The sequence below is a fragment of the Mesorhizobium sp. M0808 genome (genome assembly GCF_040320025.1).
Taxonomy (GTDB): domain Bacteria; phylum Pseudomonadota; class Alphaproteobacteria; order Rhizobiales; family Rhizobiaceae; genus Mesorhizobium.
Genome location: NZ_JAMYOX010000007.1, coordinates 163133 through 190098 on the forward strand (window position 1 = coordinate 163133; position 26966 = coordinate 190098).

Here is a 26966-nt window from a genome sequence, read left to right on the forward strand (position 1 = left end):
CACGGCCATCCTATAGGCGGGCCGTATCGAAATCATGAATATACGTGGCTGAAGTGCTGCGAATGGTTCATATTGATGGTGTATTGCGCTTTCGATACGTTTTTTCCGCATCGAACAGTGGCTTGCTGCCGTCGCTGGCAAGTGTCCCTTTGCCATCGCTCAGCCCCACCGTCCGATAAAAGCATGAACGTCGGCCGGTGTGACAAGTTGCTTGGTGACCCAGCACTTTGACGCGCAACCATATCGCGTCCTGGTCACAATCCGTGAGCATCTCGACAACCTCCTGGACATTGCCCGAGGTTTCGCCCTTCTTCCACAGCGCGTTGCGCGAACGCGACCAGTAGTGCGCGATGCCGGTCTCGAGCGTCAGCGCCAGCGCCTCGGCATTCATGTGCGCGACCATCAGCAGCATGCCGTCTTCGGCATCGGTGACGACGGCGGTGACGAGGCCGCCGGCATCGAAGCGCGGCGAAAGGACCGTGCCTTCCTCAAGCGCCTTCTTGTCTGAGGGAGCTTTCGGGAACTCCAATGCCGACATTCGCCGGTCCTTATTTAACTAAGGTGGGGCGGGTCTGATCAGTTCCGCCGCCGCGCACCATGGTGACGAAGCGGACCTGCTCTTCGGGTGTATCCTTGAAGACGCCGGTGAAGGTCGAGGTCAGCGTGGTGGAGCCCTGTTTGCGGATACCGCGCATGGCCATGCACATATGCTCGGCCTCGAGCATGACGGCGACGCCACGCGGATTGAGCACGTCCTGGATGACCCCGGCAATCTGCGCCGTCATCGCTTCCTGGGTCTGCAGACGATGGGCGAAGATGTCGACGACGCGGGCGATCTTGGACAGGCCGACGACCTTGCCGTCCGGCAGATAGCCGACATGTGCCTTGCCGATGATCGGCACCATGTGGTGCTCGCAATGCGAGTGGAACGTGATGTCCTTGACGATCACGAGGTCATCGTAGCCGGCGACTTCCTCGAAGGTGCGGCCGAGTTCCTCGGCCGGACACATGTCGTAGCCGTTGAACATTTCGCGGAACGCCTTAGTGACGCGCTTCGGCGTGTCGATCAGACCCTCGCGGTCAGGGTTGTCGCCGGTCCAGCGCAGCAAGGTGCGCACCGCGGCTTCGACTTCGGCCTCGCTTGGCCGGTCGGTGACCGGCTTTTCCATATAGGCCGACTGCGGCATGAGTTTCTTGATAACGGCGTCCATAAAGGCGTCTCCCGTAGTTCCTCTCTCAGGAGGAACGAGTTGAACGGACCACGACCTTTCGGGTGTTAGAAACTCGCCCGGTTTCCAGCCCGTAAGTGGCGTGAACAGATTTGGGCATGACGAGGTTTGTGGTCGCCTTGTCGATACCCGACTACCGCCATTATATATGTTCGTGCCGAGCGAAAGGAAGACGCCAGAGCGGCAATCGCTGTTCGCTGGGCGGCGACGGATTGGAAAAATATGATCGACGATGTCTACAATGCGAAAATTCTGGGTTTTGCCGGAAATATCGCACGGATCGGCCGGCTCGACCGGCCCGACGCAACCGCACGAGCACATTCCAAACTGTGTGGCTCGACGGTGACCGTCGATCTGAAGATGGATGACGGCGTCGTCAGCGATTTCGCGCATGACGTGAAAGCCTGTGCGCTTGGCCAGGCGTCGTCTTCGATCATGGCGCAGCATGTCGTCGGCGCCAGTGCAGAAGAATTGCGCAGCGTGCGCGAGACGATGCTGAAGATGCTGAAGGAAAATGGCCCGCCGCCCGAAGGCCGCTTCGCCGACCTGAAATACCTGGAGCCGGTGCGCGACTATAAGGCGCGCCACGCCTCGACCATGCTGACCTTCGACGCAGTGGTCGACGCGATCGGCCAGATCGAAAAGAAGCGGGCGGAAGAGGCAGCTTAAACCTTCGCGAGAAAACGCCGGCTTTCGGCGAATTCCGCCCGGACCCAGTCGGCAAAAGCCCTGGCTGGCTCGGAAAGGTCATTCAGCCTTCTGGCCACTAGCCAATAGGCGCCCGACGCGACGTCGATGTCGAAAGGCTTGATCAGCGCGCCGGACGCAAGTTCTTCGCCGATCTGCAAAAGATCGCCCAGCGCGACACCATGTCCAAGCAAGGCTGCCTGCTTTGAAAGCGAAGCATCGGCCAGCATCGGGCCGCGCGCAGGCACGGCATCAGCCGTCACGCCCGCCGCTTCGAACCAGCGCGCCCAAGCCTGACGGTTTTCTTCGTGCAGCAATGTATAGCGACCAAGGTCGATCGGCTTTTCCAGAGCTGGGCCGGATGCAAGAAGTGCCGGCGACAGAACTGGGGAATCGACGACCGCGGCAAGCTGTTCGGCTTCGCTGCGTGGCCATGAGTTGGCGTGCGCACTGAAACGTAGGGCAAGTTCGGGCTGATCGCTGCGAAACTCTATCAACCTCGGGTCGACCTCAAGGGAAACGTCGATGTCGGGTCGCAACTCGCGAAACCGGTTGAGCCGCGGCACCAGCCATACGGATGCAAGCGATGGCTCGACGCTGACACGTACCACGGACTGCGTCGGGGCTGCCGTCAATTTCGAAAGCAGCCTGTCGATGCCCTCGAAACTTCTGACCAACTGATCGAGCAGCCGCCGGCCGGTGTCGGTCAACTCGACGCGGCGATGATGGCGGAAGAACAAAGGTTGGCGCAGGAAGGTTTCGAGCTCGCGGATCTGTCGGCTGATCGCCGCCTGCGAAACATAAAGCTCCTCGGCCGCACGGCTGAAGCTCAGGTGACGACCGGCTGCTTCGAAGCTTCTGAGAGCCGTCAGGGGGAGGTGTCCGCGCTTCATTCGCATAACTCAGAGTTATCTGACGTGGACGTTATACTCGTTTGAAGAGCAAGGCCAGCGGCGCTCTAATCGGTGCTCAAGGAGTGCCGCCGTGATCCAGTTTCTCAACATTCTGGGCGATGTCGTGCGGATCGCGACGTTTCAGTGGTACGACGAGAAACCGCATAGGGATTGGTGCGAGGAGAGGCCGCCGACCAGCGTCGCCGTATGTCGGAAGCCGACGCCCGACCGCTACCCGGTTCGCCGTACCAGGCCATGACGGGATTGCCGGAACGGCATTGCGTTCCTGGCCCGATGCGCACATCTATCGCGTAGGGAAACGCGATGTGGAGACTGCGGTGGTCGGCCAACATCGGCAAGCGCACGGCGCCAGACCGATTCGACAAGGACGCAATTGGCCCGGCCCGTGGCGCAAGACGCCGGGCCGCGTCTTCGGCACGTCGCTTGTCCGACTCTACCAGCTGACGCTGTCCGGCTTCGTCGGCAATTCCTGCCGGCATCTGCCGACCTGTTCCGAATACGCGCACGAAGCGATCGCCCGCCACGGGCTGTGGGCCGGCGGCTGGATGGGGTTTTTCCGGGTGCTGCGCTGCGGACCGTTCGGCACGCACGGCATCGACCGGGTGCCTGAGGCACTGGCTGATCGCTACCTCTGGTTCACGCCATGGCGGTACTGGCGGATCGGGAAAAAACGTGGCGACCTGGACAGTTGACCGCAGCTGTGCGGTGCACAAAGGGATCGCTTTTTACGATCTGTTAGGGTTAACCGCAGCTTGCGCTGACATAGCGCATTTGAGACAAAATCGAGACAAGACACCTCGCTAAGCCGCTCCTGACACCCTTCAGGAGAGATTACCAAATGCGCCGGATAGATCGTCTTCCCTTCGTTTTCGCCGTGGTTCTCTATGTCCTGGCGTGGCTGATGGGTTTTCCGATCCGTGCGCAATCGGCGCCGCTCGGGGACGTCGAATGCACGCTGATCGTCGACGCCGCAAGCGGCGAGACGCTGTATCGCCAAGGGACCTGCGATCAGCGCTTCAGCCCCGCCTCGACGTTCAAGGTTCCGCTGGCGCTGATCGGCTATGATGCTGGAATCCTGAGCGACGAGCATACGCCAAGCTGGGAGTACAAGGCAGAGTTCAATGCCCCGAAACGGGACCGCAAGACCGTCGACCCGACGATCTGGGAAAGGGATTCGGTCCTTTGGTTCTCACGCGAGATTACGCGCCGGCTCGGCAGCAAACAGTTTGCCGGCTATGTGTCCAGATTGGACTATGGTAACACCGAAGTCTCCGGCACTGCCGGCAAGAATGACGGCCCCACCCATTCCTGGGTGAATTCTTCGCTCAAGATATCGCCGGTCGAGCAGGTCGATTTCCTGCGCAAGCTGCTGGCGCGGAAACTGCCGGTCTCGGACAAGGCCCATGCGATGACCAGCGCGATTGTCCCGACCTTCCGGGCAGGCGGCTGGACGGTGCAGGGCAAGACCGGAACGACCAGGCTCGGCGACAGCGCCGACAAGCGCTCGCTTGGCTGGTTTGTCGGCTGGGCGCAGACCGATGCCCGCAAGATCGTCTTTGCCCGCCTGGTAGTCGATACGAAACGTGCCGACACGCCAAAGGGGCTCAAGACGCGGGCGATGTTCCTGAAAGATCTGCCGAATCTCCTCAGGTGACCTACATCCGGCTTTACGGCGCCGAAAACTGCCCATAAAAGACCGCTCGCCGCCGGACGCATCCGGCTCTTACTGATGCATGTCGTAGCCCCAAAACCGCTAAGCAGTCTTGGGCGACATGCATTTCACCACCCGCGCTCGTTTGCGGGACTGGATAGGAGAATCTTATGCTGAATTCCGTTTCCCTGACATTTCCCGATGGTTCCGTTCGCGATTACGACGCGGCGATGACCGGCGCCGGCCTGGCGGAATCGATCTCGAAGTCGCTGGCCAAGAAGGCCGTTGCCTATTCGATCGACGGCACAGTGCGCGATCTTTCCGACCCGATCGGCAGATCGGGCAAAGTCGAGATCATCACCCGCGAGGACCCGCGTGCGCTGGAGCTCATCCGCCACGATGCAGCCCATGTGCTGGCCGAAGCCGTGCAGGAACTTTGGCCGGGAACGCAGGTGACCATCGGGCCGGTGATCGAAAACGGATTCTACTACGATTTTGCCCGCAACGAGCCGTTCACGCCCGACGATTTCCCGGTGATCGAGAAGAAGATGCGCGAGATCATTGCGCGCAACAAGCCGTTCACCCAAGAGGTCTGGTCGCGCGAAAAGGCGAAGAGGATCTTTGCCGACAAGGGCGAGCGCTACAAGCTTGAGTTGATCGACGCCATCCCCGAGGATCAGGACCTCAAGATCTATGCACAAGGCGACTGGTTCGACCTTTGCCGCGGCCCGCATATGGCCTCGACTGGCCAGATCGGCAACGCCTTCAAGCTGATGAAGGTCGCCGGCGCCTATTGGCGCGGCGATTCGAACAACCCGATGCTGACGCGCATCTACGGCACGGCCTGGGCCGACCAGGCGCAGCTCGAAGCCTACCAGACGATGCTGGAGGAGGCCGAGAAGCGCGACCACAGGAAGCTCGGCCGTGAGATGGACCTGTTCCACTTCCAGGAAGAGGGCCCCGGGGTCGTGTTCTGGCACGCCAAGGGCTGGAGGATGTTCCAGAACCTGGTCAATTACATGCGTCGCCGCCTCGACGAACAGGGCTATCAGGAGGTCAACGCGCCGCAGGTGCTCGACAAGAGCCTGTGGGAGACGTCGGGCCACTGGGGCTGGTACCGGGACAACATGTTCAAGGTGACGGTTGCTGGCGACGACACCGACGACGACCGGGTGTTTGCGCTGAAGCCGATGAACTGCCCCGGTCACGTCCAAATCTTCAAGCACGGGCTGAAATCCTACCGCGATCTGCCGGTAAAACTTGCGGAATTCGGCAATGTGCATCGCTATGAGCCGTCCGGCGCGCTGCACGGGCTGATGCGCGTGCGCGGCTTTACCCAGGACGATGCGCACATCTTCTGCACCGAGGAACAGCTCGCCGACGAGTGCATCAAGATCAACGATCTGATCCTCTCGACCTATGCCGATTTCGGCTTCGACGAAATCACCGTCAAGCTGGCGACCCGCCCCGAAAAACGGGTCGGCACCGACGCGATGTGGGATCATGCCGAGGGCGTGCTGCAGGACGTGCTCGACAAGATCGCCGCGCGGTCGGGCAACCGGATCAAGACGGGCGTCAATCCGGGTGAGGGCACGTTCTACGGGCCGAAGTTCGAATATGTGCTGAAGGACGCCATCGGCCGCGACTGGCAATGCGGCACCACGCAGGTTGATTTCAACCTGCCGGAACGGTTCGGCGCCTTCTACATCGGCTCGGATTCGGAAAAGAAGCAGCCGGTGATGGTGCATCGCGCCATCTGCGGCTCGATGGAGCGTTTTCTCGGCATCCTGATCGAGAATTATTCCGGCCATTTCCCGCTCTGGTTCGCGCCGCTGCAGGTGGTGGTGGCGACGATCACTTCCGATGCCGACGATTACGCCCAAAAGGTCGTTGCGCAGCTGAAGGCGGCGGGGCTGATCGCCGAAGCCGATCTGCGCAACGAGAAGATCAACTACAAGGTCCGCGAGCATTCGCTGGCCAAGGTCCCGGTCATCCTCGTCTGCGGCAAGCGCGAGGCCGAGGAAGAAACGGTCAATATCCGTCGTCTCGGGTCGCGCGACCAGGAATCACTCGGCCTCGCAGCCGCCGTGAAGCTGCTTGCCGATGAGGCGGTGACACCCGACCGCAAGCGCCGCGCGGCCTGAACCAGCCGACCAGCAACGAATGGCGGTGGAGCGATCCACCGCCATTTTCATATGCCTGTCACGCCGCGCGCCTATCTGGCAAATCGATCGACGTGCGCGTCGGCGATGCGCTGGCGCGACGCATGCGCAAGGCAGCTTAGAGGGGCGCGCCTCAGTCGGCGCCTTCCTCGGAATCGATGGCCGAAGCCTCGGTGGCCAGAACCTCGATGTCCTGGTTGTGCCCAGCCACCACCGTAAAATCCTTCTGGTAGATGCGGTCGCGGTTCTTGGCGATGATAGTGTAGTCGCCCTCGGCCAGCACCATCGAGGCAAAGGCGCCGACGGTTTCCTTGATCGGATCGCCGGATTCATTGAGCAACGACCAGGAGGTGTCGGCGATAGCCTCGCCGCCTGGTTCGCGCACCAGCTTCATGGTCATCTCGGCGGCACGGTGCTCGACGGTCGCTTCGGTCAGCTTGCCGGCCTCGACGCGGATGTCGGAGCGGATGACCGCGTTCACCGCGCCATAGGTCGACACGACGTGGTAGGTGCCGGCATTGAGCCGCACGACGCTGTTCGGCTCGACATCGGGTATGATCAGGGCGCGATCGCCATCGGCCGCGGCGTGGCTCTCATAGATCGAGAAGCGCAGCTTCTTCGGCGGTATCCGTACCCCGCCGGACAGCACGGCATCGAGCTTGAGGCCACCGGCATCGAGCACGAGGCTCTCGCGCTTGGCTTCCTTGCCGACGGTGATGCGCTTGGTGGCGCCGGCCCGCCCGTAGGAGGCGTGGACCAGATACGAACCCGGCTCGAGCTGGAATATGGCGGTGCCGCCATGAGCGGAGGCGACCATCGGCAGCTTGCCGTCGCTAGCCGATTCGGGTTTGAAGACGCGCCAGACTATGCCGCGCGTGATGTCGGCGCCCTTGTCGGTCAATTGCGCCGACAGCGTGATCGCCCCGCTGTTGCCCAATGCCAGCGACGTCTCGCTTTTCGGAGGCGCATAGCCCGAAATTCCGGGAAGCTTCAGCTCGCCGAGGCCGTCCACATCCTGGGCGACGGCAAGCGAAGCCGGCACCATCAACAGTGCGGCAGCGAGCCATATCAGGAAAAGACGCAATGTCCCCTCAAACATGCCTTGCGTTGAAGCCCAAGGCGGTGGCAATTTCAAGGCTTAAGAGTCCGGTCGGCTTCTGCTACAGGGCTCTTTGTCCGGCGCGCCGCGCCAATGCCCAAGCCGCCCGATGTCCCGATGGTGCGCTTCAGCTCAAATTCCAGGAGACTTGCGCCCATGGCGTCGCCGATCATCGATCTTCTGCTGACCCGAAATTCCGCGCCGATCCCGGATTTGAAAGAACCGGCACCGGGCGATGCGGAGATCGCGACGATGATCGCCGCCGCTTCGCGGGTGCCGGACCATGGCCGGCTGGAGCCTTGGCGTTTCATCCTTTATCGCGGCGAGGCCCGCATCGAGATCGGCAAGAAGCTGGCAGAACTTGCCGAACAGCGCGAAGGGCCGCTGCCGGAAGGCCGGCGCAACCAGGAACTGGCGCGCTTTTCGCGGGCGCCGCTGGTCATCGGCGTGATTTCTATCCCCAGGGAAAACCCAAAGATCCCGCAATGGGAGATGTTCCTGTCCGGCGGCATGGCGGCGATGAACCTGATGCTTGCCGCCAATGCGCTGGGCTACGGCACCAACATGATCAGCAACTGGTATTCCGACGTGCCCGAGGGCAGGGCGATCCTCGGCCTGGCGCCGCATGAGCGGGTCGTCGGCTTCGTCCATATCGGCTCCTACCAGGGGCCAGCGCCGGAACGACCGCGGCCCGATCCGGCAAAGCTCTATGCCGACTATTCAGGGCCGTGGGTGGGATAATTTCGGCGCGGAACAGACCCTAAGCGTCAAGCCCCGCTGCCTTGGCTCGCGCCAGGAGCCGTTCGGCGAGCTTGAGATGCGGCCGATCGTACATCTTGCCGTCGATGCCGACGACGCCGGGATTTCCTGCCGCCTCGAACGCCTCGACGATCGCCAGGGCGCTTTTCACCGCTTGCGCCGAAGGTGTGAAGGCGGCGTTGATGACCGGCACCTGCGCCGGATGGATCGCCATCTTGCCGGTGAAGCCGTCGCGCTCGGCCTCAGTGCATTCGGCCTCGAAGCCGGCCATGTCGCGAAAGTCCGGAAAGACGGTGTCGATCGCCGCGACTTCCGCGGCACTTGCGGCAAGCATGGTCATGGTGCGGGCGAAGCGGAACACATCCGTGTAGCGGCCGTTCCCGTCGCGCGTCGCGCGTGCGCCGATTGCCGCCGACAGATCTTCCGCGCCCCAAGTGAGGCCGGCAAGCCGCGCGCTTGCCTTGGCGTAGGTTGCAGCGGCCATTACGCCGGCTGCGGTTTCGGTGATGATCGGCAGGATCCTTATCGCGCCATCCGGCAGGCCGCCTTCGGCTTCGTGCACCCTGAGCTTGGCCGAGAGATGCTGGACATCCAGTCCGCTGTTCGACTTAGGCAGCATGATGCCGTCTGGTTTCACCGGCACGAGCGCCGCCAGATCGTCGTCGGTCAGTCCGGTCGAAAGATCGTTGACGCGAACATAGATCGCGGAGCTGGTCCGGTGCCTGTGCGCGGCGATAAAACGCGCCGCTGTGTCGCGCGCCAGACCTTTGTTCTGCGCGGCAATCGAATCCTCGAGGTCGATGATGACCACGTCGGCGCCTACGCCAAAGCCCTTCTCCAGCTTCTTTTCCGAATCGCCGGGAACGAAGAGCAGAGAACGCATCGGCTATGCCTTTTTCATCATCATGGCTTGCCTCGTGCATTTGGCAACCAGCACATCGTTCTGGTTATAGGCGCGGTGCTCGAACTCGACGATACCGCGGTCCGGTTTCGACCTGGAATCGCGCACCGAAACCACCGTGGTCTCGACGCGAATGGTGTCGCCATGGAAGACGGGGTGCGGAAACACTGTCTCCTTCATGCCGAGATTGGCGATGGTGGTGCCGACGGTGATGTCATTGACCGAGATGCCGATCATCAGGCCAAGCGTGAACAGCGAATTGACCAGCGGCTTGCCCCATTCGCTCTTCGCCGCGAAGTCGAAGTCGATGTGCAGCGGCTGCGGGTTCAACGTCATCACCGAAAACAACATGTTGTCGCTTTCGGTCACGGTTTTGCGCAGCGTGTGCGTGAACACTTGGCCGACAGCGAACTCCTCAAGATAAAGCCCGGCCATGGTCGATCTCCTCCGCTGCTTCAGGGTTGATAGGCGTTGCATATCGCGCTCGCAAGCCAGTTAACGAACATGGTGAACCGTTCGTAAACCATTTGTGCCTACGGTCTCCGCCAGGGTCAGAAGCGTTCTGGCAAGGGGCGTAAGCAGGCGACATGGTCGTTTCGCATTTCCTGAAATGGATCCATACGGCGAAGGTGTCGGAGCGTGCTGCGGCGGCAAGCGCGCTGGCTCGCGCCTATGTCGACTCGGAGCTGCCTTTCGAGGACCGCTGCGCTGCCGAGGCGGCGCTGACGTTGCTGCTCGATGACGTATCGTCGAAGGTGCGGCTGGCGATCGCCGACGCGCTTTCCATGAGCCATCATGCGCCGCCGCAGATCGTCAGCGCGCTGGCCTCGGACCAACCGGAAGTCGCAGCCTTGGTGCTGGCGCGCTCGCCGCTGCTCACCGATGCCGACCTGATCGATCGGGTTGCCGGCGCCCAGAAAGCGACGCAGAGGGTGATCGCCGACCGGCCGCGTGTCTCGATGTCGGTTGCGGCGGCGATCGCCGAGATCGGTGAGCCGGAGGCTTGCACCACGCTGCTCGCCAACAGCGGCGCCGACATCGCATCCGTCAGCTTTCGCCGCATGGCCGAGCGGCACGGCCATCTGCCTCTAGTGCGCGAGGCGCTGATTGCCGACGCGCGCCTGCCCGCCGACTGCCGGCATATGCTGCTGGTCAAGCTCGGGGAGATGCTCAAGGGGTCGCCGCTGGTGCTGGCGCTGATGGGCGCCGCCAGGGCCGAGCGCGTCACGCGCGATGCTTGCATCAAGGCTTCGGTGACGCTGATCGAAGGCACGCGGACAGAGGAACATACCGCACTTGTCGAACATCTGCGCCTGCGCGGCGACCTGACCGCAAGCTTCGTCGTCCGCACCATTGCGCACGGCAAGGTCGACTTCTTTGGTTCGGCGCTGGTCGCGCTCAGCCAACAGTCCGAACAACGGGTGAGAGCACTGCTGGCCGGCGGGCATGACATAGCGTTGCAGGCACTGTTCCGCAGCGCCGGGCTTGCCGCCGCCACCCACGCCATCATTCTGCGCGCGCTGAAGGTCTGGCGCGAGGTCGCCAATGGCAAACGCCTCGCCGGCGTCCAGGAAGTCAGTTGGCTGATGCTGAAGGAATTGGGCGGACAGTCCGCCGAAGGCGATCTCGCCGGGCTGGTCAAATCGATCCATCTCGACGCGCTGCGCGAGAACGCACGCGGGCACGCGCTGGCGATCGCTGCTGCCTAAACCCGGTCTTTCGCGAAAAAATCCGGAAAATCCTCGATCGCGGCGGCGATGATGCGCAGCGAGGCGGCGATCTGCAGCATTTCGGCCGCGACGCTGCGCTCCGCGATGCCTGCTGCATACTGCCTGGCGACTGCGACGGTCGCCGTCTGCGGCTCGCCGACGCGCCTGAACAGCAGTTCGCGTGCCAGCCCGCGCAGGAAATTGGTGATGGAAAGTGCCGTTTCGGATGGCATCGTGGAACTTTGCTGCGCGTTGCGCAGCCGCAGGATTTCGAGGCCGACGGTAACCGCAGCTATGCCGCCGCCGAGAACCGCATCGCCTTTCTTGCCGGCGTTCTGCAGCAGTGGCATCAACTGGTTGATCCGGTCGTAGGCAAGGCTTTCGAAGGCCGATCGCCGCGGTAGGCGGTCGTGCAGGCAAAGGCGTGCAAGATCTTCGCGCATGGTTTGCAGGATGCGGTTGACTGTAACCCAGGGGTCGGCGGGCAGCACGACGGCGAAGACGCCGATCGCCAGAAGAATGCCGACAAGGACCGCTGCCGAATTGGCGAGGAACGGCTCCGGATCGTAGGTCATGACCTGATGTGGGCTGAGGAAGGCGAGGAAATTGATCGCAAAGGCCGTTGCCACGCCGACATAGCGCGGATTGGCCATGCCCAGTGCCGCTGGCACCAGGATCGGCACGACAAAGACCATGAACCATCCGAAGCCTGGCAAAGCCGGAAGCGCCAACTGGCCGATGAGAAACGCAAAGGGCAGGGCGAGCAACGTGCCCTCGAAGAAGTTCCATGCCGACCGGATCGGATCGGGGCGAGCGGCGAACAGGCTGGAGACGACGGCGACCAGAATGACCGTGCCGGTCGCGTCCGACCATTTCGTCGCCAGCCAGAAGCCGGCGACCAGGAGCGTGGCGATTGCTGCGCGCACGGCATTGCGCGATGCCGCACGGTAATCGCGGTGCACCACCAGCGCTGGCTGCCGCCGTTCGCGACTGGCACGAGACGGGGGAGAGCGGAGTGCATCCAGGCCGCGCAGCACTTGCTGCATTGCCTCGGCGAAGTCGGCGGCAATGGTTAGGCGGGTGACAGTGCCAGCCCAGTCAATGTCTTGCCCGGCCGCGATGTCAGGCATCTGCCGTGCCTTGCCGGCGATTGCGTCGAGCCGCGCCACCCAGGGCGCCGTATCGTCCAGCGCGCCCGGCTTGGCTACCAGTTCGCCGACAACGGCCTGCAACTCGGCGCGAACGGGGATGAGGGCTGCATTCTTCGGCGCGGCGTGGGCATGCAGCGCACGCGCCGCCGACAGGGCCGACAGAAGCTGGCCGATGGTACGCCGGACCGGATAGGCGCGGGTGGCGAGGCTCGGCCCCTCCAGCCTTGCGTAGGTGCGCATCTCGCCGAGCGTCTGGACGTCGCCGATCAGCTTGCGGTGCAGCCCGGCAAGCTTTTCCGCATCGCCGCCGGAAAAAGCGCCGTCCGCATAGGCCGCCAGGTCGAGAATGCTGCGTTTCAGTCTTGAGATGATGGCGTCGGCGGCCAGTTTCGGCAGGATCAGCCGGCTGGTCAGCGCAGCGCAGACGATACCAAGCACGATTTCCGCGCAGCGCGCCACGGCGAGATCGATGACGAGGTGCGGCTGGCCGAAAGCCGCCAGGCCGATGATCATCGCGGTGTAGCCGGCAAGCGCCGCGCCATAGGCTTCCGGATTGCGTAGCAGCGACGAGACCAGCGAGCAGATGCCGATCCAGCCGGCAAGAACTGCAACCAGCAACCACGGGTTGGCATCGAAAACAGTGGTAATGCCGATCGCCGCCAGCGCGCCGGCAAGCGTGCCGAGGAGACGATAAAACCCCTTCGCCAGCACCATGCCGGCGACCGGCTGTGCGACGATGAACACCGTCATCATCGCCCATTGCGGGTGGTCGAGCTTCAGCGCATAGGCGGCCAAAATCGCGATGAGGCCGGCCGAAACGGTGCGCAGGGCAAAGATCCAGTCCGAGCGCGTCGGCCGCGTCAGGCCAGCGATCCGCGTGCCGATATCGTCCTTCAGCCGCGCCCAGGTCAAGTGCTCGTCTCCAGCTCAGAAGGCCAAGCTAGCGGCGGGAGCTCAGATATCCAGCACTTCCGTCTCGGCGAATTCCGCGCGTTCCTGGATGAACCGGAAACGGGCCTCGGGCTTGGTCCCCATCAATGCGTCGACCGCATCCTTGGTCGCCGCCTCGGCATCGATAACGTCGACCCTGAGCAGCGTGCGCTTTTTCGGGTCCATGGTGGTTTCCTTGAGCTGGGCGGCCATCATTTCGCCCAGCCCCTTGAAGCGGCCGATTTCGATCTTGCCGCGCCCGGTGAATTCGGTGCGCAGGAGTTCGTCCTTATGCGCGTCGTTGCGGGCATAGGCGACCTTGCCGCCTTGCCGGATCGAATAAAGCGGCGGCACCGCCAGATAGAGATGGCCGCCGCGGACCAGGCTTGGCATCTCCTGGTAGAAAAAGGTGATCAGCAGCGAGGCGATATGGGCGCCGTCGACGTCGGCATCGGTCATGATGATGACCCGGTCGTAACGCAGGTCCTCGTCGCGGTATCTCGAGCGCGTGCCGCAGCCAAGCGCCTGGATGAGGTCGGATATCTGCTGGTTGGCGGCAAGCTTGTCGTTGCCGGCGCTGGCGACGTTGAGGATCTTGCCGCGCAGGGGCAGCACCGCCTGGCTGGCGCGGTCGCGCGCCTGCTTTGCCGAACCGCCGGCCGAATCGCCCTCGACGATGAACAGCTCGGCACCGGCGGCGGCATTCTGCGTGCAGTCGGCGAGCTTGCCGGGCAGGCGCAGCTTGCGCACCGCACTCTTGCGCGACACTTCCTTTTCCTGGCGGCGGCGCACCCGCTCGTCGGCGCGCGCGATCACCCATTCGAGCAGTTTCGAAGCCTCCTGCGGATTGTCGGCCAGCCAGTGGTCGAACGGGTCGCGGATGGCGCTTTCGACGATGCGGATCGCCTCGATCGTCGCCAGCCTGTCCTTGGTCTGGCCGACGAATTCCGGTTCGCGGATGAACACCGACAGCATGCCCGCCGCCGAGATCATCACATCCTCGGAAGTGACGATCGAGGCGCGCTTGTTGCCGACCAGGTCGGCATAAGCGCGCAAGCCGCGCGTCAGGACGTTGCGGAAGCCGGCCTCATGCGTGCCGCCTTCGGCGGTCGGAATGGTGTTGCAATAGGAATTGATAAAACCGTCGCCGCCGAACCAGGTTACCGCCCATTCGAGCGAACCGTGGCCACCCTGCTTCTCGCTCTTACCGGCAAACATTTCACGGGTGACCTGGAATTCGTCGCCGAGCGAGGCTTTCAGATAATCCTTGAGGCCGCCCGGAAAATGGAATTCTGCCTTGGCCGGCGTCGTGTCCTTTTCCTTGATCAGCGACGGATCGCAGGTCCAGCGGATTTCGACACCGCCGAACAGATAGGCCTTTGACCGCGCCATGCGGTAGAGCCGCGCCGGCTCGAAAGCAGCACCCTTGCCGAAAATCTGCTCGTCTGGATGGAAGCGGATCTTCGTGCCGCGGCGGTTGTGCACCTCGCCGAGCTGCTCCAGGCCGGTCACCGGAACGCCTCGCGAGAAGCGCTGGCGATAGAGCTTGCGCCCAATCGCGACCTCGACCTCGAGATGGTCGGACAGCGCGTTGACCACGGAAACGCCGACACCGTGCAGGCCGCCGGACGTCTCGTAAACCTTGCTGTCGAACTTGCCGCCTGAATGCAGCGTCGTCATGATGAGTTCGAGCGCCGGCTTCTTGAATTTCGGGTGCGGATCGACCGGAATGCCGCGGCCGTTGTCGGTGACGGACAGGTATCCGTTGGCGGACAGCTCGACATCGATGAAAGTCGCATGGCCGGCGACCGCCTCGTCCATCGAATTGTCGATGACTTCGGCGAACAGATGGTGCATCGCCTTGTCGTCGGTGCCGCCAATGTACATGCCCGGGCGCCGTCGCACCGGCTCCAGCCCCTCCAGCACTTCGATGTCGGCGGCACTATAGCTCTCGCTGGCGTCGCGGGGCGCCGGCCGCTTCGCCGCCTGCACCAGCGGGTCGGCCGGGCGCGCGGCGGCGCGAGCCGGTTGCGGCTGCTTGTCCAATTTGGCGAAAAGATCGTTATTGTCGTCCATGCCGATCCTGGATTCCGATGCTGCGAATCACCACCCGATACTGCCACGCTTTTCGCGGGCAGGCGACGGAGGTTCCTGTTACGTTCGAGGATAGAGCCTCTTACTGCAAAACCATTCGACAGCCAAGCGGCGGAAATGGGGTCGAAGCCTGGAGCATCGACGCTTTGTAAACCTTGTCCGAAGGTTACGCCGCAAGGTTGGCTGAAAAACGATATCCGCGAACTGTCGCTGACCTAGAATGCAGTGGAACCCTCAAGAGGCTGTCGCTTAAGCATGTTGGATTACAGTTCGCTTCTGCTCGCGGCGGCGCTGTCGGGCACGTGCCTTAGCATCACCATGTTTGCGATCTGGTTCAGCGCGCCACAGGCACGCTTTGTGCTGACGGTGGCCTGCGGCATTCTCGTGCTGGTCGCACATGTCGCGTTGTTCTGGCATTACACCAGGGATCCAAGCGCCTGGCTTTGCCAGATCGTGCTTGCGCTTCTCAGCCTCGGTTTCCTGATTATCTGCCTGTCGGCCATGCAATATCTCGGCATAGGCGACTACAGGCGCGCCATCTTGCCGACCTTGGTTGCGATGGCTGTTTGCACAGGCGCGACGTATCTCGGATTTGATGGTGTCGGCTTCATTGTCACCTACGCGACGGTAACGGCGCTGCTCTCGCTCATCGGAGCGATGTTCTGGATTGAGGGTGGTCACGATCGACGGATATTGCTGGTCGTCTCGTTCCTGAGCGGCGTCTGTGCGCTGTCGTTCGGACTTTGCGGCGCGGTCCTGCTGGTCAAGGGCCAATGGGTGCTGGGTGTTGCGCCCGACAATTGGGCCGAGCGGGTGAATTCCGTCGTGGCCGTCGCCTGCATGACCGGGCTCGGCGCATTGACGCTCTCCCTGCACCACTTGCAGGCGCAGATCGAATTGAAGGCCGAGACGATGACCGATCCATTGACCGGGCTGATGAATCGGCGGGCGTTGACGGCACTCTACGGCGAGCGGGTCTTCGGCCCGTTCATGTCCGTCGCCATGTTCGACCTCGACCATTTCAAGAGGACGAACGACGTATTCGGTCACCCGGTCGGCGACCAGGTCCTGCGCCGCTTCGCCGGCATCATCAGGAAGTACGCCAGAACCGGCGTCGACGCCTTCCGGTTGGGCGGCGAGGAATTCGTGCTCGTCATGTCGCGGATGACGGAAGAGAAGGCCTATGACATTGCGAGCAAGATCAGCGTCGCCTTCGGCACGGAAGTCGTGGCCACCCAACTCGGTCCGTTGCGAAGCACAGTCAGCGGCGGCATCGGCTTTGGCGGAACAAACGGCACCGGTCTCGACGATGTGCTGGCCGAAGCCGACGCAGCACTCTATGCGGCAAAGCGCGCCGGGCGAAATCGCGTCGTCGTTCGGGACCGGGCGAGCAAGGCCGACGGGCCGGCCTTGCGTTCTGCCTGATTGAGGTTTCTATCTTCTTGTTAGACCCATGATCTTGTCCGAAAACCGGATTCCACTTTTCGGGATCATGATCTATTCCGCCGCACCCAGATATTCCGACAGCGGCGGGCAGGAGCAGACAAGGTTGCGGTCGCCGGCGACATTGTCGATGCGCGACACCGGCGGCCAGTATTTTGCCGCCGTGTCGGCATCGCCGGCGGGGTAGGCCGCCTCCAGGCGCGAATAGGGATGGGTCCACTGGCCGGCCAACGCCTCGGCGGCGGTGTGCGGCGCATTGACCAGAGGATTGTCGGCCAACGGCCATTCGCCCTTCGCCACCTTGGCTGCCTCGCCGGCTATGGCGATCATCGCCTCGCAGAAGCGATCGAGCTCGCGCTTGGGCTCGGACTCGGTCGGCTCCACCATCAGTGTGCCGGCCACCGGGAACGACATGGTCGGTGCATGGAAGCCATAGTCGATCAGCCGCTTGGCGATATCGTCGACGCTGATGCCGGCGCTGTCCTTGAGCACGCGGGTGTCGAGGATGCATTCATGAGCAACGCGTCCGTTGCGCCCTTTGTAAAGCAGGGGGAAATGCTCGCCGAGCCGCGTCGCCACATAGTTGGCGGAGATGATCGCCGTCTCGGTCGCCTGCTTCAGGCCGGAAGCGCCCATCATGCGGATATACATCCAGGTGATCGGCAGGATGGAGGCACTGCCGAACGGTGCCGCCGCCACGGCATGGGCCGAGCCTTCGGTGACGTGGCCGGGCAGATATGGCTCCAGATGCGCCTTGACGCCGATCGGGCCGACGCCGGGGCCGCCGCCGCCATGCGGGATGCAGAAGGTCTTGTGCAGGTTCATGTGGCAGACATCGGCGCCGATATCGCCGGGACGGGCGAGGCCGACCAGCGCGTTGAGATTGGCGCCGTCGAAATAGACCTGGCCGCCATGGCTGTGGACGAGGGCACAAAGGTCGCGCGCGCCTTCCTCGAAGACGCCATGCGTCGAAGGATAGGTGAACATCAGCGCCGCAAGATTGTGCGCATGCTCGGCCGTCTTGGCCTGCAGGTCTTCCATGTCGATATTGCCGTCCTCGGTGCAGCGCACGACGACGACGCTCATGCCGGCCATGGCAGCACTTGCCGGATTGGTGCCATGCGCCGAGGATGGGATCAGGCAGACGGTGCGATGGCCTTCGCCACGCGACAAATGATAGCCGCGAATGGCGAGCAGGCCGGCATATTCGCCCTGGCTGCCGGCGTTGGGCTGCAGGGTCACCGCGTCGAAGCCGGTGATCTCCGCCAGCCAGCCTTCCAGCTCGTCGATCATGGCGCGATAGCCTGTCGAATGGTCAGCCGGGGCGAAGGGATGCAGGTTGGCGACATCAGGCCAGCTCACCGGCATCATTTCGGCGGCGGCGTTGAGCTTCATGGTGCAGGAACCGAGCGGGATCATGGCGCGGTCAAGCGCCAGGTCCTTGTCGGACAGCCGACGCAGGAAGCGCATCATGTCGGTTTCCGAGTGGTTTTCGCGGAAGACGGGCTGGGTGAGGAACTCCTTGCCGCGCGGTTTTCCGGGCATGGAACTGCCGGCGGCAACGCCGGCCTTGGCGCCGAAAAGTGCTGCGATCGCCTCCAGATCGGCTTCGGTGGAGGTCTCGTCGAAGCTGATGCCGACATGGTCGGCGTCGATGACGCGCAGCAGCCGGCCGGTCTTCTCGGCGGCGGCGGCGATGGCGCCGGCTCTGCCCTTCACTTCCACTGTCACAGTGTCGAAGCGGCTGTCGCCGAGCACCGAAACGCCCGCTGCCTTGAGGCCGGCAGCCAGGCGGTTGGCCAGCGTGTGGATGCGGCCGGCAATCGCCTGCAGCCCGGCAGGGCCATGCCAGATCGCATAGGCCGTCGCCATGTTGGCGAGCAGCGCCTGTGCGGTGCAGATGTTGGAGGTCGCCTTGTCGCGGCGGATATGCTGCTCGCGTGTCTGCAAAGCGAGGCGATAACCGGGACGGCCCTTGCTATCCGTCGACTGGCCAACGAGCCGGCCGGGCATCAGCCGCGTCAGCCTGTCGGAGACGGCGCAATAGGCGGCGTGCGGCCCGCCAAAGCCCATCGGCACGCCAAAACGCTGCATCGGGCCGACGGCGATGTCGGCGCCAAGCCTGGCCGGCGCATCGGTCAGCGTCAGGCCAAGCGGGTCGGCGATGAAGACGACCAGCGCGCCGGCCGCGCGGGCCTTGTCGATTGCTGCCTTGTGATTGCCGTAGACGCCGAACGTATCGGGCCAGGAGACCAGCAGGGCGGCGGTGTTGTCGTCGATCACCTCGCCGTCCACCTCGATGCCAAGCGGCTCGGCGCGCGTGCGCACGACGTCCAGCGTCTGCGGGTGCGGCGTGCCGGCCAGTGCCACCTTGGTGCGCTTGTCGCGATGATGGCGCAGCGCGATGCCAACCGCTTCGGCCACCGCCGTCGCCTCGTCGAGCAGCGAGGCCGATGCCACCGGCAGGCCGGTCAGTTCCGTCACCAGCGTCTGGAAGTTGAACAGCATTTCCAGCCGGCCCTGACTGATCTCGGCTTGGTAAGGCGTGTAAGCGGTATACCAGGCCGGGTTCTCGAACAGGTTGCGCTGGATCACCGGCGGCACGTGGACGCCATGATACCCGGCACCGATGAAGCTCTTCAGCACCGTGTTCTTTGCCATCGTCGCCGCGAGCTCGGCCAGCGCTTCCGCTTCGCTTGCGGGGGCGGGCAGGGCCAGCGGCCGGTCGAGGCGGATCGACTTCGGCACTGCCTGGCTGATCAGGGTCTCGACCGAAGGAACGCCGATCGTCGCCAGCATGGCTCTGACGTCATGGAGGCCCGGGCCGATATGGCGAGCCGAGAAGGGGTAGGGTGCTGCGGTCATCTTTCCTGGTCCTGCTCTCAACCAATATGGGCTTTGTAAGCGGCTTCATCGAGGAGGCCGTCGAGCTGGCTCTCATTGGCCAGCTTCATCTTCCATAGCCAGCCGTCGCCGGTTGCCGCCGAATTGACGAGTGAAGGATCCGATGACAGCGCGGTGTTGGCCTCGGTGATCTCGCCGTCGACCGGCGCGTAGACATCCGATGCGGCCTTGACCGATTCGACCACCACGGCGGTGTCGCCCTTGGCCAGTTTTCTGCCCAATTCCGGCAGCTCGACGAAGACAAGGTCGCCGAGCTGCTGCTGTGCGTAGTCGGTGATGCCGACCGTGGCGATGCCGCCCTCGACGCGCAGCCATTCGTGATCTTCGGTGAAATAGGTCTTTGCCATTGAAATCATCCTTTGCGGTAGCGATGGGGCGTGAAGGGCAAGGGGTGGATGTCGACCGGGATTTTCGTCCCGCGGACATCGGCGAACAGTTTTGCGCCGGATTTGGCAAGCGGCGTCTGGACGTAGCCCATGGCGACCGGATGACCGGCCGAGGGGCCGAAGCCGCCTGAGGTGACATGGCCGGCAGGGTTGCCGTCAGCATCGAAAAGGGCAGCACCGGCGCGCACCGGCTGGCGGCCTTCCGGCTTCAGGCCGACGCGTTTTTGCGCCGGACCACGCTCCAGGATGGCGCGCAGCGCATCGGCGCCGATGAAGGCGCCAGAGGCGCGAACCTCCTTGGGGATGGCCCACATCAGCCCGGCGCTGGCCGGATCGATCTCTGGCGTGATGTCCAGCCCGTGCAGGCACAGTCCGGCTTCGAGCCGCAGGCTGTCGCGGGCGGCAAGGCCGACCCACATCACCCGCTCGTCCTCGAGCAGCCTGGCGACGAGGTTTCTTGCATCCGCTTCCGGCAGGCCGATCTCGAAGCCGTCTTCGCCGGTATAGCCGGACCGGCTCATGAACCATTTTTCGCGCGGTTCGATGCCGTGCATGAACACCAGCGAACCGGTCTCGATGCCGGCGCGGGAAAGGGCAGCCCACGCCTCGGGGCCCTGTATGGCCAAGAAGACGCGGTCGAGCGCATCCACTTTTACATCGAAATCGCCCTCTGCATCGAAATTTTTGGCCAGTGCGCGCAGATGCTTTTCGTCGGCGGCGGCGTTGCCGGCATTGGCGACCATCATGAAGCGCTCGGCGCCGAGCCTGGTGACGATCAGATCGTCCAGAATGCCGGCCGCCTCATTGAGGAAGAACGTGTATTTGGACTGGGAAATCTCAAGCGCGCCGGCATCGAACGGGCAGGCGCGGTTCAGAAGCGCTGCTGCGCCCGGGCCGCTGATCTCGAACAGCTTCATGTGCGAGATGTCGAACAGGCCGGCATGCTCGCGGCTGTGCAGGTGCTCCTTCATCACGCCGGCCGGATAGGTCAGCGGCATCGACCAGCCAGCGAAGGCGCCAAAGCGCGCACCAGCTGCCATGTGCAGATATTCGAGGGGAAGGTGTTTGGTGTCGTCGCCCGTCATGTCATCTCCAGAGTCGCACGCAAGCGGCCGCGAATGGCGACCAGTCCGTGCCCCTCTGTCTGAAGCCTGAGAGACTCGCGCCCCGTAACTCTGTCGGCAGCGCTTACACCTTCGGCGCGGGGGCAAGCCCCGACTTTCCAGAGTGTCTTTCCCGTCTACGGTTCTTTTGCCTGAGAGATTTCGGGCGATTTCCCCTTCGGCGGCAGCTCTCGCTGCTCTCTCCCACAAACAGGTAGGACTCGGTCAGGAGCCCTCGACTCGTCATCCATAGCCCGTGGACGACACCTTGTCACCTGCCGGCGACATTTTTACGCCAAGTCTTCTGCGGGCCTTCTTTACAGGCAAGCCTTCGCTAACCACGCCGCTTGCCGGTTTCTCAAGACCTTGCCGATATACCGCATAAGGGCCGGCAATTACCGGCGGCGGGCGGGGAAGAAAATGGGCGAATTGATCATGAGCGCGCCGGTGGCCGGGCTGACCTCGAAAAATCGGATCACGGCGGAAGACGTGGTCATGCTGCGCGGCGAAGTGTTCGGCGACGGCGTGGTAACGCGCGGCGAGGCCGAGGCGCTGTTTGCGCTGGATGCAACGGCGAGGGACAAATGCGCAGAATGGCTTGAGTTTTTCGTCGAGGCCGTCACCGATTTCATCGTCCACCAGGAAAAGCCGGCGGGCTATGTTTCGCAAGACAATGCCGACTGGCTGATCCGGACGATTTCGCGCGACGGCATGGTCGACAGCCAGACCGAACTCGAGGTGCTGGTGCATGTGCTGGAAGTTGCCAAATCATCGCCGAGCACGCTTTCCAGCTATGCGCTGGAGCAGGTCGCTCATGCGGTCGTGGACGGCAAGGGGCCGCTGATGACCGGCGGCAGGCTTATCCCTGGGTCGATTGCCAAGGCTGAGGTCGAGCTGTTGCGCCGCATCCTTTACGCCTACGGCGGCGATGGCAACATCGCCATCAGCCGCGCCGAGGCCGAGGTGCTGTTCGAGATCAACGAGCGGACAGCGGCGGGCGACAACGATCCGTCCTGGAACGATCTGTTCGTCAAGGCGATCGCCAATTTCGTCATGTGTTCGGCCGGCTACGAACCGCCGGTGCGCGACGTGGCGCTGCGCCGGGATGCTTTTTTCGAACAGGCCGATCCGGAGATCGGCGGGTTCTTCAGCCGCATGGTATCGGGCGGCCTGTCCGGCATCATGGAAGCCTATCGCTCACCGGGCGACGTCGAGGCCGAATGGGAATCGAGGAACAAGGCAGCCGAGGCACTGGCCCGCCGCGCCGAGACGGTCGATGCCGGCGAAGCGAAGTGGCTTGCTGAACACATCGGCGACCGGCCGCTGCAGGAGAACGAGCGTGCGCTGCTGACGCTGATCAAGCACGCCTCGCCGGAAATCCACCCGGCGCTGAAACCGCTGATCGACAAGGTTGCGTGAGCCTTTCACGAGCAACCGAGCGTCACTGCCAACCCTGAAGCGATGCGAACGGACAGGCAGCCAATTAACCGGACAGGCTCAAGTGCATCTCTAGCGACTGATTACAGCCGACGGCAGCGCATTAACCTTTCCGAGGACAGGCAACATCAGCCAGGATCGGTAGGCAGCCCTTAAGCGACAATGTCCTGAATCAGGCGCGTGAGTGGGGCTTCGTCGCCGGAAAAGCTTGAGATCATGGCCTTCATGACCCGATCGCGATCCAGTTCGTCATCGTCGAAACCATGGCCGGCGTTGTCGGCTAATATCGCCAGAAACGCCAGCTGAGTGCGGCCGTTGCCTTCTCGGAAGGGTGTATCGCATTGATCTCAGCGAGAACGTGTGCTGCGCCAGCTGCAAAGACCTCGGCTGATGTGCCGGAATAATGGCCGGCGGCTGAGAGTTCTCCGAAAACCCGCTGCATCTCGGCATCGATGTACTCGGGGTAGCAAAACCAGTTACCGCCCTTGCCGATGCGGATGGTGCGCGGTTCACCGGCCCACGCATAGACGTCCTGAAACAGGTGACGATGCAGTGCCAGATAGTGCGGATAATCCAGATCACCAGCTGGAAAAGCCTCATCGGCCCGGGTCAGAAACAGAGCGAGCTCAAACTCGTCGAGCTCGGACTGATCATGAATGTCGAGGAGGTTGCGAAGGACGGTCGTGCCCGGATAGCACAGAGGATCGGATTCTGCGGCATAGACCAAGGTCCGCTACTTCTTGCGCGCCTGTTCTTTGATGAGCTTGCGTCGCTCATCACCGCTCAGCCCACGCTGCGAGCTTTGCTCAAGGATATGCCCCATGCGTGGACTTAGCTTCATACCTTCGACGGCGCTGATTTTGGCGCCTCGACTGCTCGTCAGGACATATTGTCTGCTCTTTGGCGAGCGATCTAATTTGGGGGAACGACTTTTCATCTGGCAACGCTAGCACATGCCGGCCAAGGGGACCAAAGCGAATTTTGCGGCCGTGAAACAGCTGAATCCGACGATCATGGAGCGAGCGCGCCACTGTCGCTGAAATACGGTCGCTGATCGACAAGGTCGCATAACAGGTCGCGACGCTATTGTTTGGCGGGCTCCGGCTTGGCACTGGTGTCGAAGCGCGACATCCATTTGAAGCTGCCGAACCAGTAGCGGCGCACGCCGCCTATGGTGCCGTCGGCGGTGCGCGCGCCGATCCAGTTGTTGACGTATTGGATGAGGCGGACATCGTCCGGGCGCATCGCAAACGCTTCCGGCGTCCGCAACAGCGGGCCGCCCACCATCGTCAACTTCGCGTCATAGAGCCTGGCGGCCATCTGCGGCGTCGGCGACGTCGCGACCATCGCCTGTGCGTCGCCGCCGATGATCGCGGCGAAAACATCTGAGGTATTGTCGAAAGACAGGATGGTCGCCTTGGGAAAAGCTTCCTTCGCGGCGGCTTCATCGGTGGAATTGGACAGCACGGCGATCTTGTATCCCGGCGCCGCCACCGCCTTTCCCGGCCTTTTCCCAAGGCTGGCGATCGTCGCAACCATACGGATATCGGCGGTACCGGTCTGGTTGGAGAACACCACCTCGCGTGCGCGTTCCGGCGTGCTGGCGTAGCCCGCCGCGATCATGTCGAAATCACCCTTGAGCAGTCTTGTCTTGAGGTCGTTCCAGGGCACCTCGACCAGCTTCAGGTCGACGCCGAGATCAGACGCCAGCGCACTGGTCAGGTCGACATCATAGCCGGCGAACTTCCCGTCGGCCTTCTTGAGGATCCATGGCGGGTTGAGCGCCACGCCGATCGTCAGTGTCTTCTGGTCGATGATGCGCTTGAGGCTGTCGTCCGCCCGGGCTGGCAGCAGCGACAAAGCCAACCAAGCAGAAAGGGCAAGTATAGTTGTGGCGATCATCTTAGCGCGCATTAATATAACCTCGCTGAGCCCGTCCGGTTGTCAGATTTACACAGAGGTGCCATTCTGTCGATAGCGGACCCTGATGGAGAGTTGCGATGTCGACACGGATGACGGTTACCGGTTCGATGATGTTCCTGGTTTGCATCCTGGGCAATCCGGCGAAGCTTTCGCTGCTGCCGGCGGCAGCGCAGGCTGCGGGGGCAAAACGCGTGGTCTGCTCCAGCGCCGACTACCGCTATTCCTATTGCTGGATCGATACGCGCCGCGGCGTGCAGTTGACCTCCAGGCTGTCGAAGGCGCGTTGCGTATACGGTAGAAGCTGGGGCTATGACGGCGGCGGCATCTGGGTCGACAATGGTTGCTCGGCCGAATTCGCAGTCGCCGGCCCCAACCGCAATCCCTCTGCTGGCGACGTCGCCGCAGCCATTATCGTCGGCGGCGTGGTAGGCGCCATTCTCGATAACGGCAATTCGCATCGCCATCATTCCGATAATTACTATCCGAAGCCGCGCCCGCGCCGTTACGACCAATTGATCGATCCGACGCCGCAATTCGACAATCAGGGCAACCCCAACTTCGATACCCACGGCAACTACCAGGGACCGCACGGGCTGGGCAAGCTTGTCACCCCTGACGATAATCCTGACCTGAATCCGGCCCTGCGCAACGACGGCGACGACAGCGACGACGACAGTTAGATGAAGCTTGGGTCAGGTTTCGGTCAGATGCCGCCGTACCAGTCGTAGCCATTGTCCTCCCAATAACCGCCTCTGCCGCCGCCGAGATTGGCGAAGCCGTCGACCAGCTCGATCTTGTAGAGGTATTTCGGCATCTTGTAGCCGAGCTGGCGCTCGACGCGGACGCGCAGCGGCGCGCCGTTTTCGACCGGCAACGGCTTGCCGTTGAGGCCATAGGCAAGGATCGTCTGCGGATGACGGGCATCGACCAGGTCGATCGAGCCGTAATATTTGATATCGCCGGCCAGGCTGCGGTCGATCGTGTCGAGACAGTGGAACATGACGTAGCGCGCCTGCGGCTTGACCACTGCCTGGTCGAGCACCAGCGACAGCGGCGTGCCGGTCCATTTGGCAATGCAGCTCCAGCCTTCGACGCAGTCGTGACGGGTGATCTGGGTGCGGCTCGGCATGTTCATCAGCTGCTCGCGGCTCAGCGACAGCGGTTTTTCGACGAGGCCTGAAACCTCCAGCCGCCAGTCGGCGAAATCGCTGGCGAGTAGGCCCTTATAGTAATCGTCGTCGGGCGCGGTGACGCCGTTCGGCCGCTGCGGCTGGCGAATGTCGGCCTCGGTGAACTCCGGCGCCAGCGCGTCACGGCCGGCAAGCAGTCGCTGCGCCCGCCAGGTCAGGCCATTGGCGCTTTCGAGGAAGCTGCGCAGGCTGTCGCCGACGCCAAGCTGGCTGTCGAAGGCGTCGCAGCCCGACAGCATGATGCCGGAAAGGCCGAGGCTGGCCGAGGTCAGGAACTTTCTTCGGCTTATCTGTAGCTTGGGGCTGATCTCGAATTTCGCCATGTCAGGCACTCCTCTCTGGCGCTTTGTCGCCATGCGCCGGCGGGTCGGTTCGGTACCACCCGGTGATGATGGAGCGCAGCTCGTTGATCGGGCCGGCGGCCAGGATCATCAGGATGTGGATAATGAAGAAGGCGACGAGCAGCAGCATCACCGTGAAATGAATGGTGCGCGCCGTCTGCCGGCCGCCGAGCAGATCATTCAGGAACGGCAGCACCGAATCCATGCTCGGCGACATGGCAAGGCCGGTGATGATCATCAGCGGCAGCAGCACGAACAGCACGCCGCCATAGGCCATCTTCTGCAGCGTGTTGTAGTCGCGCGTGTGATGGAACCTGAGCTTGGCGTGCTCGACAATGTCTCGCGGCAGGCGCCTGAAATCATCGAGGCGCGGGGCAAGATCGCGGCGCAAATGGCCGTTGATCAGGCTGGCGACCAGCCAGACCAGCAGCGTGGTGGTCAGCACCCAGGCAAAGAAGAAATGAACGACGCGCGCGGTGCCGAGATCGTAATAGGAAGGGATCGTCGCCCAGGACGGGAAGGCACGGGAGGTCTCCTGGCCGGCCGGACCCGACCAGCCGAGCACGCCAGTGGTATCGAAGCGCTTGCCGAAGATTTCGGTATAGCCGCGCGGGCCAGTCGCCGTATTCTCGGCGCCAATGGCGAAGACGGTGTTGTTGTAGCCAAAACCCGACTCCTTGCCGATGTAGAGCTGTGGGCGGGCGTTAAATATTTGCAGACCGGAAAGCAGCATGAAGAACAGCGCGATCGCCCACAGCCAATGCGTCAGCCGTGTCCAGCGCGACTGCCGATAGATCAGCGTCGCATCACTCGGCGCGGCGGTATCTGCTCCGGCGGCTTGGTTTCTGGCAAGCGATTCCATTTGTTGTTTCCTCCGGCCGCGCGTTCGTCGCGGCCTCGTCAGATCTCTTCTCCTCCCAATACGTCGCCAGCCTAAGCGATGTTTCACCCGA

Annotated in this window: 25 protein-coding genes and 1 riboswitch; of the genes, 10 read left to right on the forward strand and 15 right to left on the reverse strand. The window is 62.9% G+C overall.

Annotated features, from left to right (window positions below; all coding sequences use genetic code 11):
* Positions 1 to 67 precede the first annotated feature (67 nt).
* Positions 68 to 538 carry a phosphoribosyl-AMP cyclohydrolase gene (gene hisI, locus NKI25_RS12260; protein ID WP_352568834.1) on the reverse strand — a complete coding sequence of 157 codons (471 nt, stop codon included), beginning with the start codon at positions 536 to 538 and terminating at the stop codon, positions 68 to 70.
* Between the two features lie 10 nt (positions 539 to 548).
* Positions 549 to 1211, reverse strand: coding sequence for a GTP cyclohydrolase I FolE (gene folE, locus NKI25_RS12265; RefSeq protein WP_023678880.1), 663 nt, complete (start codon positions 1209 to 1211; stop codon positions 549 to 551).
* 240 nt (positions 1212 to 1451) lie between these two features.
* Here folE and NKI25_RS12270 point away from each other — a divergent pair, with 240 nt between their 5' ends.
* Entirely contained in the window at positions 1452 to 1898 is a 447-nt protein-coding gene (locus NKI25_RS12270; protein ID WP_023678879.1) for an iron-sulfur cluster assembly scaffold protein, read from the forward strand.
* Here the strand turns inward: NKI25_RS12270 and NKI25_RS12275 are convergent.
* Entirely contained in the window at positions 1895 to 2809 is a 915-nt protein-coding gene (locus NKI25_RS12275) for a LysR substrate-binding domain-containing protein (RefSeq protein WP_352998523.1), read from the reverse strand. The genes NKI25_RS12270 and NKI25_RS12275 overlap by 4 nt on opposite strands.
* Before the next feature lie 91 nt (positions 2810 to 2900).
* Here NKI25_RS12275 and NKI25_RS12280 point away from each other — a divergent pair, with 91 nt between their 5' ends.
* From NKI25_RS12280 to thrS, 4 genes are all read left to right on the forward strand, one after another.
* Complete coding sequence (locus NKI25_RS12280) at positions 2901 to 3068, forward strand: hypothetical protein (RefSeq protein ID WP_198023609.1); 168 nt, start codon at positions 2901 to 2903, stop codon at positions 3066 to 3068.
* Between the two features lie 79 nt (positions 3069 to 3147).
* On the forward strand, positions 3148 to 3522 hold the full coding sequence (gene yidD / locus NKI25_RS12285) for a membrane protein insertion efficiency factor YidD (protein WP_352454656.1): 375 nt from the start codon (positions 3148 to 3150) through the stop codon (positions 3520 to 3522).
* Positions 3523 to 3668: 146 nt separating this feature from the next.
* Positions 3669 to 4484, forward strand: a complete 816-nt coding sequence (blaOXA, locus tag NKI25_RS12290) for a class D beta-lactamase (protein ID WP_352587947.1) — start codon at positions 3669 to 3671, stop codon at positions 4482 to 4484.
* 167 nt (positions 4485 to 4651) lie between these two features.
* Complete coding sequence (thrS, locus tag NKI25_RS12295) at positions 4652 to 6625, forward strand: threonine--tRNA ligase (protein ID WP_352587949.1); 1974 nt, start codon at positions 4652 to 4654, stop codon at positions 6623 to 6625.
* Positions 6626 to 6776: 151 nt separating this feature from the next.
* Here the strand turns inward: thrS and NKI25_RS12300 are convergent, their stop codons facing one another.
* A complete protein-coding gene (locus NKI25_RS12300; protein WP_352587951.1) occupies positions 6777 to 7742 on the reverse strand; it encodes an RgsD C-terminal domain-containing protein in 966 nt (321 codons plus the stop codon).
* A 156-nt stretch (positions 7743 to 7898) separates the two neighbouring features.
* Here NKI25_RS12300 and NKI25_RS12305 point away from each other — a divergent pair, with 156 nt between their 5' ends.
* Complete coding sequence (locus NKI25_RS12305; RefSeq protein WP_352568828.1) at positions 7899 to 8483, forward strand: nitroreductase family protein; 585 nt, start codon at positions 7899 to 7901, stop codon at positions 8481 to 8483.
* Between the two features lie 19 nt (positions 8484 to 8502).
* Here NKI25_RS12305 and NKI25_RS12310 read toward each other — a convergent pair whose 3' ends face one another.
* A complete protein-coding gene (locus tag NKI25_RS12310) occupies positions 8503 to 9384 on the reverse strand; it encodes an HpcH/HpaI aldolase/citrate lyase family protein (protein WP_352587953.1) in 882 nt (293 codons plus the stop codon).
* 3 nt (positions 9385 to 9387) lie between these two features.
* Positions 9388 to 9879: a MaoC family dehydratase gene (locus NKI25_RS12315; RefSeq protein ID WP_502897363.1), complete on the reverse strand. Its 492-nt coding sequence runs from the start codon at positions 9877 to 9879 to the stop codon at positions 9388 to 9390.
* A gap of 110 nt (positions 9880 to 9989) precedes the next feature.
* On the opposite strand from NKI25_RS12315, the gene NKI25_RS12320 reads away from it, so the two are divergent.
* On the forward strand, positions 9990 to 11111 hold the full coding sequence (locus NKI25_RS12320; protein WP_352998524.1) for a DUF2336 domain-containing protein: 1122 nt from the start codon (positions 9990 to 9992) through the stop codon (positions 11109 to 11111).
* Here NKI25_RS12320 and NKI25_RS12325 read toward each other — a convergent pair.
* Together NKI25_RS12325 and parE are read right to left on the reverse strand one after the other, a co-directional pair.
* Positions 11108 to 13174: an FUSC family protein gene (locus NKI25_RS12325; RefSeq protein ID WP_352587959.1), complete on the reverse strand. Its 2067-nt coding sequence runs from the start codon at positions 13172 to 13174 to the stop codon at positions 11108 to 11110. The two genes, NKI25_RS12320 and NKI25_RS12325, sit on opposite strands and share 4 nt — an antisense overlap.
* Positions 13175 to 13216: 42 nt before the next feature.
* A complete protein-coding gene (gene parE, locus NKI25_RS12330) occupies positions 13217 to 15268 on the reverse strand; it encodes a DNA topoisomerase IV subunit B (RefSeq protein ID WP_352587961.1) in 2052 nt (683 codons plus the stop codon).
* 273 nt (positions 15269 to 15541) lie between these two features.
* On the opposite strand from parE, the gene NKI25_RS12335 reads away from it, so the two are divergent.
* Complete coding sequence (locus tag NKI25_RS12335) at positions 15542 to 16711, forward strand: GGDEF domain-containing protein (RefSeq protein WP_352998525.1); 1170 nt, start codon at positions 15542 to 15544, stop codon at positions 16709 to 16711.
* 72 nt (positions 16712 to 16783) lie between these two features.
* Here NKI25_RS12335 and gcvP read toward each other — a convergent pair whose 3' ends face one another.
* Genes gcvP through gcvT form a run of 3 tightly spaced genes read right to left on the reverse strand, consistent with a single transcriptional unit; the run spans position 16784 to position 21104 of the window.
* Entirely contained in the window at positions 16784 to 19594 is a 2811-nt protein-coding gene (gene gcvP / locus NKI25_RS12340; protein WP_352998526.1) for an aminomethyl-transferring glycine dehydrogenase, read from the reverse strand.
* A 17-nt stretch (positions 19595 to 19611) separates the two neighbouring features.
* Positions 19612 to 19980 carry a glycine cleavage system protein GcvH gene (gcvH, locus tag NKI25_RS12345; protein ID WP_352865088.1) on the reverse strand — a complete coding sequence of 123 codons (369 nt, stop codon included), beginning with the start codon at positions 19978 to 19980 and terminating at the stop codon, positions 19612 to 19614.
* Positions 19981 to 19985: 5 nt separating this feature from the next.
* Positions 19986 to 21104: a glycine cleavage system aminomethyltransferase GcvT gene (gcvT, locus tag NKI25_RS12350; protein ID WP_352998527.1), complete on the reverse strand. Its 1119-nt coding sequence runs from the start codon at positions 21102 to 21104 to the stop codon at positions 19986 to 19988.
* A gap of 148 nt (positions 21105 to 21252) precedes the next feature.
* Positions 21253 to 21339, reverse strand: a riboswitch (glycine riboswitch).
* Between the two features lie 203 nt (positions 21340 to 21542).
* Here gcvT and NKI25_RS12355 point away from each other — a divergent pair.
* Entirely contained in the window at positions 21543 to 22541 is a 999-nt protein-coding gene (locus NKI25_RS12355) for a hypothetical protein (protein ID WP_352998528.1), read from the forward strand.
* Positions 22542 to 22839: 298 nt separating this feature from the next.
* On the opposite strand, the gene NKI25_RS12360 is transcribed toward NKI25_RS12355, so the two are convergent.
* Both NKI25_RS12360 and NKI25_RS12365 read right to left on the reverse strand, forming a co-directional pair.
* Positions 22840 to 23286, reverse strand: coding sequence for a Fic/DOC family protein (locus NKI25_RS12360; RefSeq protein WP_352827149.1), 447 nt, complete (start codon positions 23284 to 23286; stop codon positions 22840 to 22842).
* Between the two features lie 356 nt (positions 23287 to 23642).
* Positions 23643 to 24473, reverse strand: coding sequence for a transporter substrate-binding domain-containing protein (locus NKI25_RS12365; RefSeq protein WP_352998529.1), 831 nt, complete (start codon positions 24471 to 24473; stop codon positions 23643 to 23645).
* An 86-nt stretch (positions 24474 to 24559) separates the two neighbouring features.
* Here NKI25_RS12365 and NKI25_RS12370 point away from each other — a divergent pair, with 86 nt between their 5' ends.
* Entirely contained in the window at positions 24560 to 25162 is a 603-nt protein-coding gene (locus NKI25_RS12370) for a DUF3011 domain-containing protein (RefSeq protein ID WP_352998530.1), read from the forward strand.
* 23 nt (positions 25163 to 25185) lie between these two features.
* On the opposite strand, the gene NKI25_RS12375 is transcribed toward NKI25_RS12370, so the two are convergent.
* Together NKI25_RS12375 and NKI25_RS12380 are read right to left on the reverse strand one after the other, a co-directional pair.
* Positions 25186 to 25995: a molybdopterin-binding protein gene (locus NKI25_RS12375; protein ID WP_352587982.1), complete on the reverse strand. Its 810-nt coding sequence runs from the start codon at positions 25993 to 25995 to the stop codon at positions 25186 to 25188.
* A gap of 1 nt (position 25996) precedes the next feature.
* Complete coding sequence (locus NKI25_RS12380; protein WP_352587985.1) at positions 25997 to 26875, reverse strand: cytochrome b/b6 domain-containing protein; 879 nt, start codon at positions 26873 to 26875, stop codon at positions 25997 to 25999.
* Between the last annotated feature and the right edge of the window lie 91 nt (positions 26876 to 26966).

Bases quoted from the DNA above. Each gene is read 5' to 3' on its own strand.
- parE (WP_352587961.1), bottom strand. From the start codon at position 15,268: ATGGACGACAATAACGATCTTTTCGCCAAATTGGACAAGCAGCCGCAA.
- NKI25_RS12275 (WP_352998523.1), bottom strand. From the start codon at position 2,809: ATGAAGCGCGGACACCTCCCCCTGACGGCTCTCAGAAGCTTCGAAGCA.
- NKI25_RS12315 (WP_502897363.1), bottom strand. From the start codon at position 9,879: ATGCAACGCCTATCAACCCTGAAGCAGCGGAGGAGATCGACCATGGCC.
- NKI25_RS12335 (WP_352998525.1), top strand. From the start codon at position 15,542: ATGTTGGATTACAGTTCGCTTCTGCTCGCGGCGGCGCTGTCGGGCACG.
- NKI25_RS12365 (WP_352998529.1), bottom strand. From the start codon at position 24,473: ATGCGCGCTAAGATGATCGCCACAACTATACTTGCCCTTTCTGCTTGG.
- hisI (WP_352568834.1), bottom strand. From the start codon at position 538: ATGTCGGCATTGGAGTTCCCGAAAGCTCCCTCAGACAAGAAGGCGCTT.
- gcvH (WP_352865088.1), bottom strand. From the start codon at position 19,980: ATGGCAAAGACCTATTTCACCGAAGATCACGAATGGCTGCGCGTCGAG.
- NKI25_RS12300 (WP_352587951.1), bottom strand. From the start codon at position 7,742: ATGTTTGAGGGGACATTGCGTCTTTTCCTGATATGGCTCGCTGCCGCA.
- NKI25_RS12355 (WP_352998528.1), top strand. From the start codon at position 21,543: ATGGGCGAATTGATCATGAGCGCGCCGGTGGCCGGGCTGACCTCGAAA.
- NKI25_RS12270 (WP_023678879.1), top strand. From the start codon at position 1,452: ATGATCGACGATGTCTACAATGCGAAAATTCTGGGTTTTGCCGGAAAT.
- NKI25_RS12320 (WP_352998524.1), top strand. From the start codon at position 9,990: ATGGTCGTTTCGCATTTCCTGAAATGGATCCATACGGCGAAGGTGTCG.
- NKI25_RS12380 (WP_352587985.1), bottom strand. From the start codon at position 26,875: ATGGAATCGCTTGCCAGAAACCAAGCCGCCGGAGCAGATACCGCCGCG.
- NKI25_RS12375 (WP_352587982.1), bottom strand. From the start codon at position 25,995: ATGGCGAAATTCGAGATCAGCCCCAAGCTACAGATAAGCCGAAGAAAG.
- folE (WP_023678880.1), bottom strand. From the start codon at position 1,211: ATGGACGCCGTTATCAAGAAACTCATGCCGCAGTCGGCCTATATGGAA.
- thrS (WP_352587949.1), top strand. From the start codon at position 4,652: ATGCTGAATTCCGTTTCCCTGACATTTCCCGATGGTTCCGTTCGCGAT.
- NKI25_RS12305 (WP_352568828.1), top strand. From the start codon at position 7,899: ATGGCGTCGCCGATCATCGATCTTCTGCTGACCCGAAATTCCGCGCCG.
- NKI25_RS12310 (WP_352587953.1), bottom strand. From the start codon at position 9,384: ATGCGTTCTCTGCTCTTCGTTCCCGGCGATTCGGAAAAGAAGCTGGAG.
- NKI25_RS12370 (WP_352998530.1), top strand. From the start codon at position 24,560: ATGTCGACACGGATGACGGTTACCGGTTCGATGATGTTCCTGGTTTGC.
- gcvP (WP_352998526.1), bottom strand. From the start codon at position 19,594: ATGACCGCAGCACCCTACCCCTTCTCGGCTCGCCATATCGGCCCGGGC.
- blaOXA (WP_352587947.1), top strand. From the start codon at position 3,669: ATGCGCCGGATAGATCGTCTTCCCTTCGTTTTCGCCGTGGTTCTCTAT.
- gcvT (WP_352998527.1), bottom strand. From the start codon at position 21,104: ATGACGGGCGACGACACCAAACACCTTCCCCTCGAATATCTGCACATG.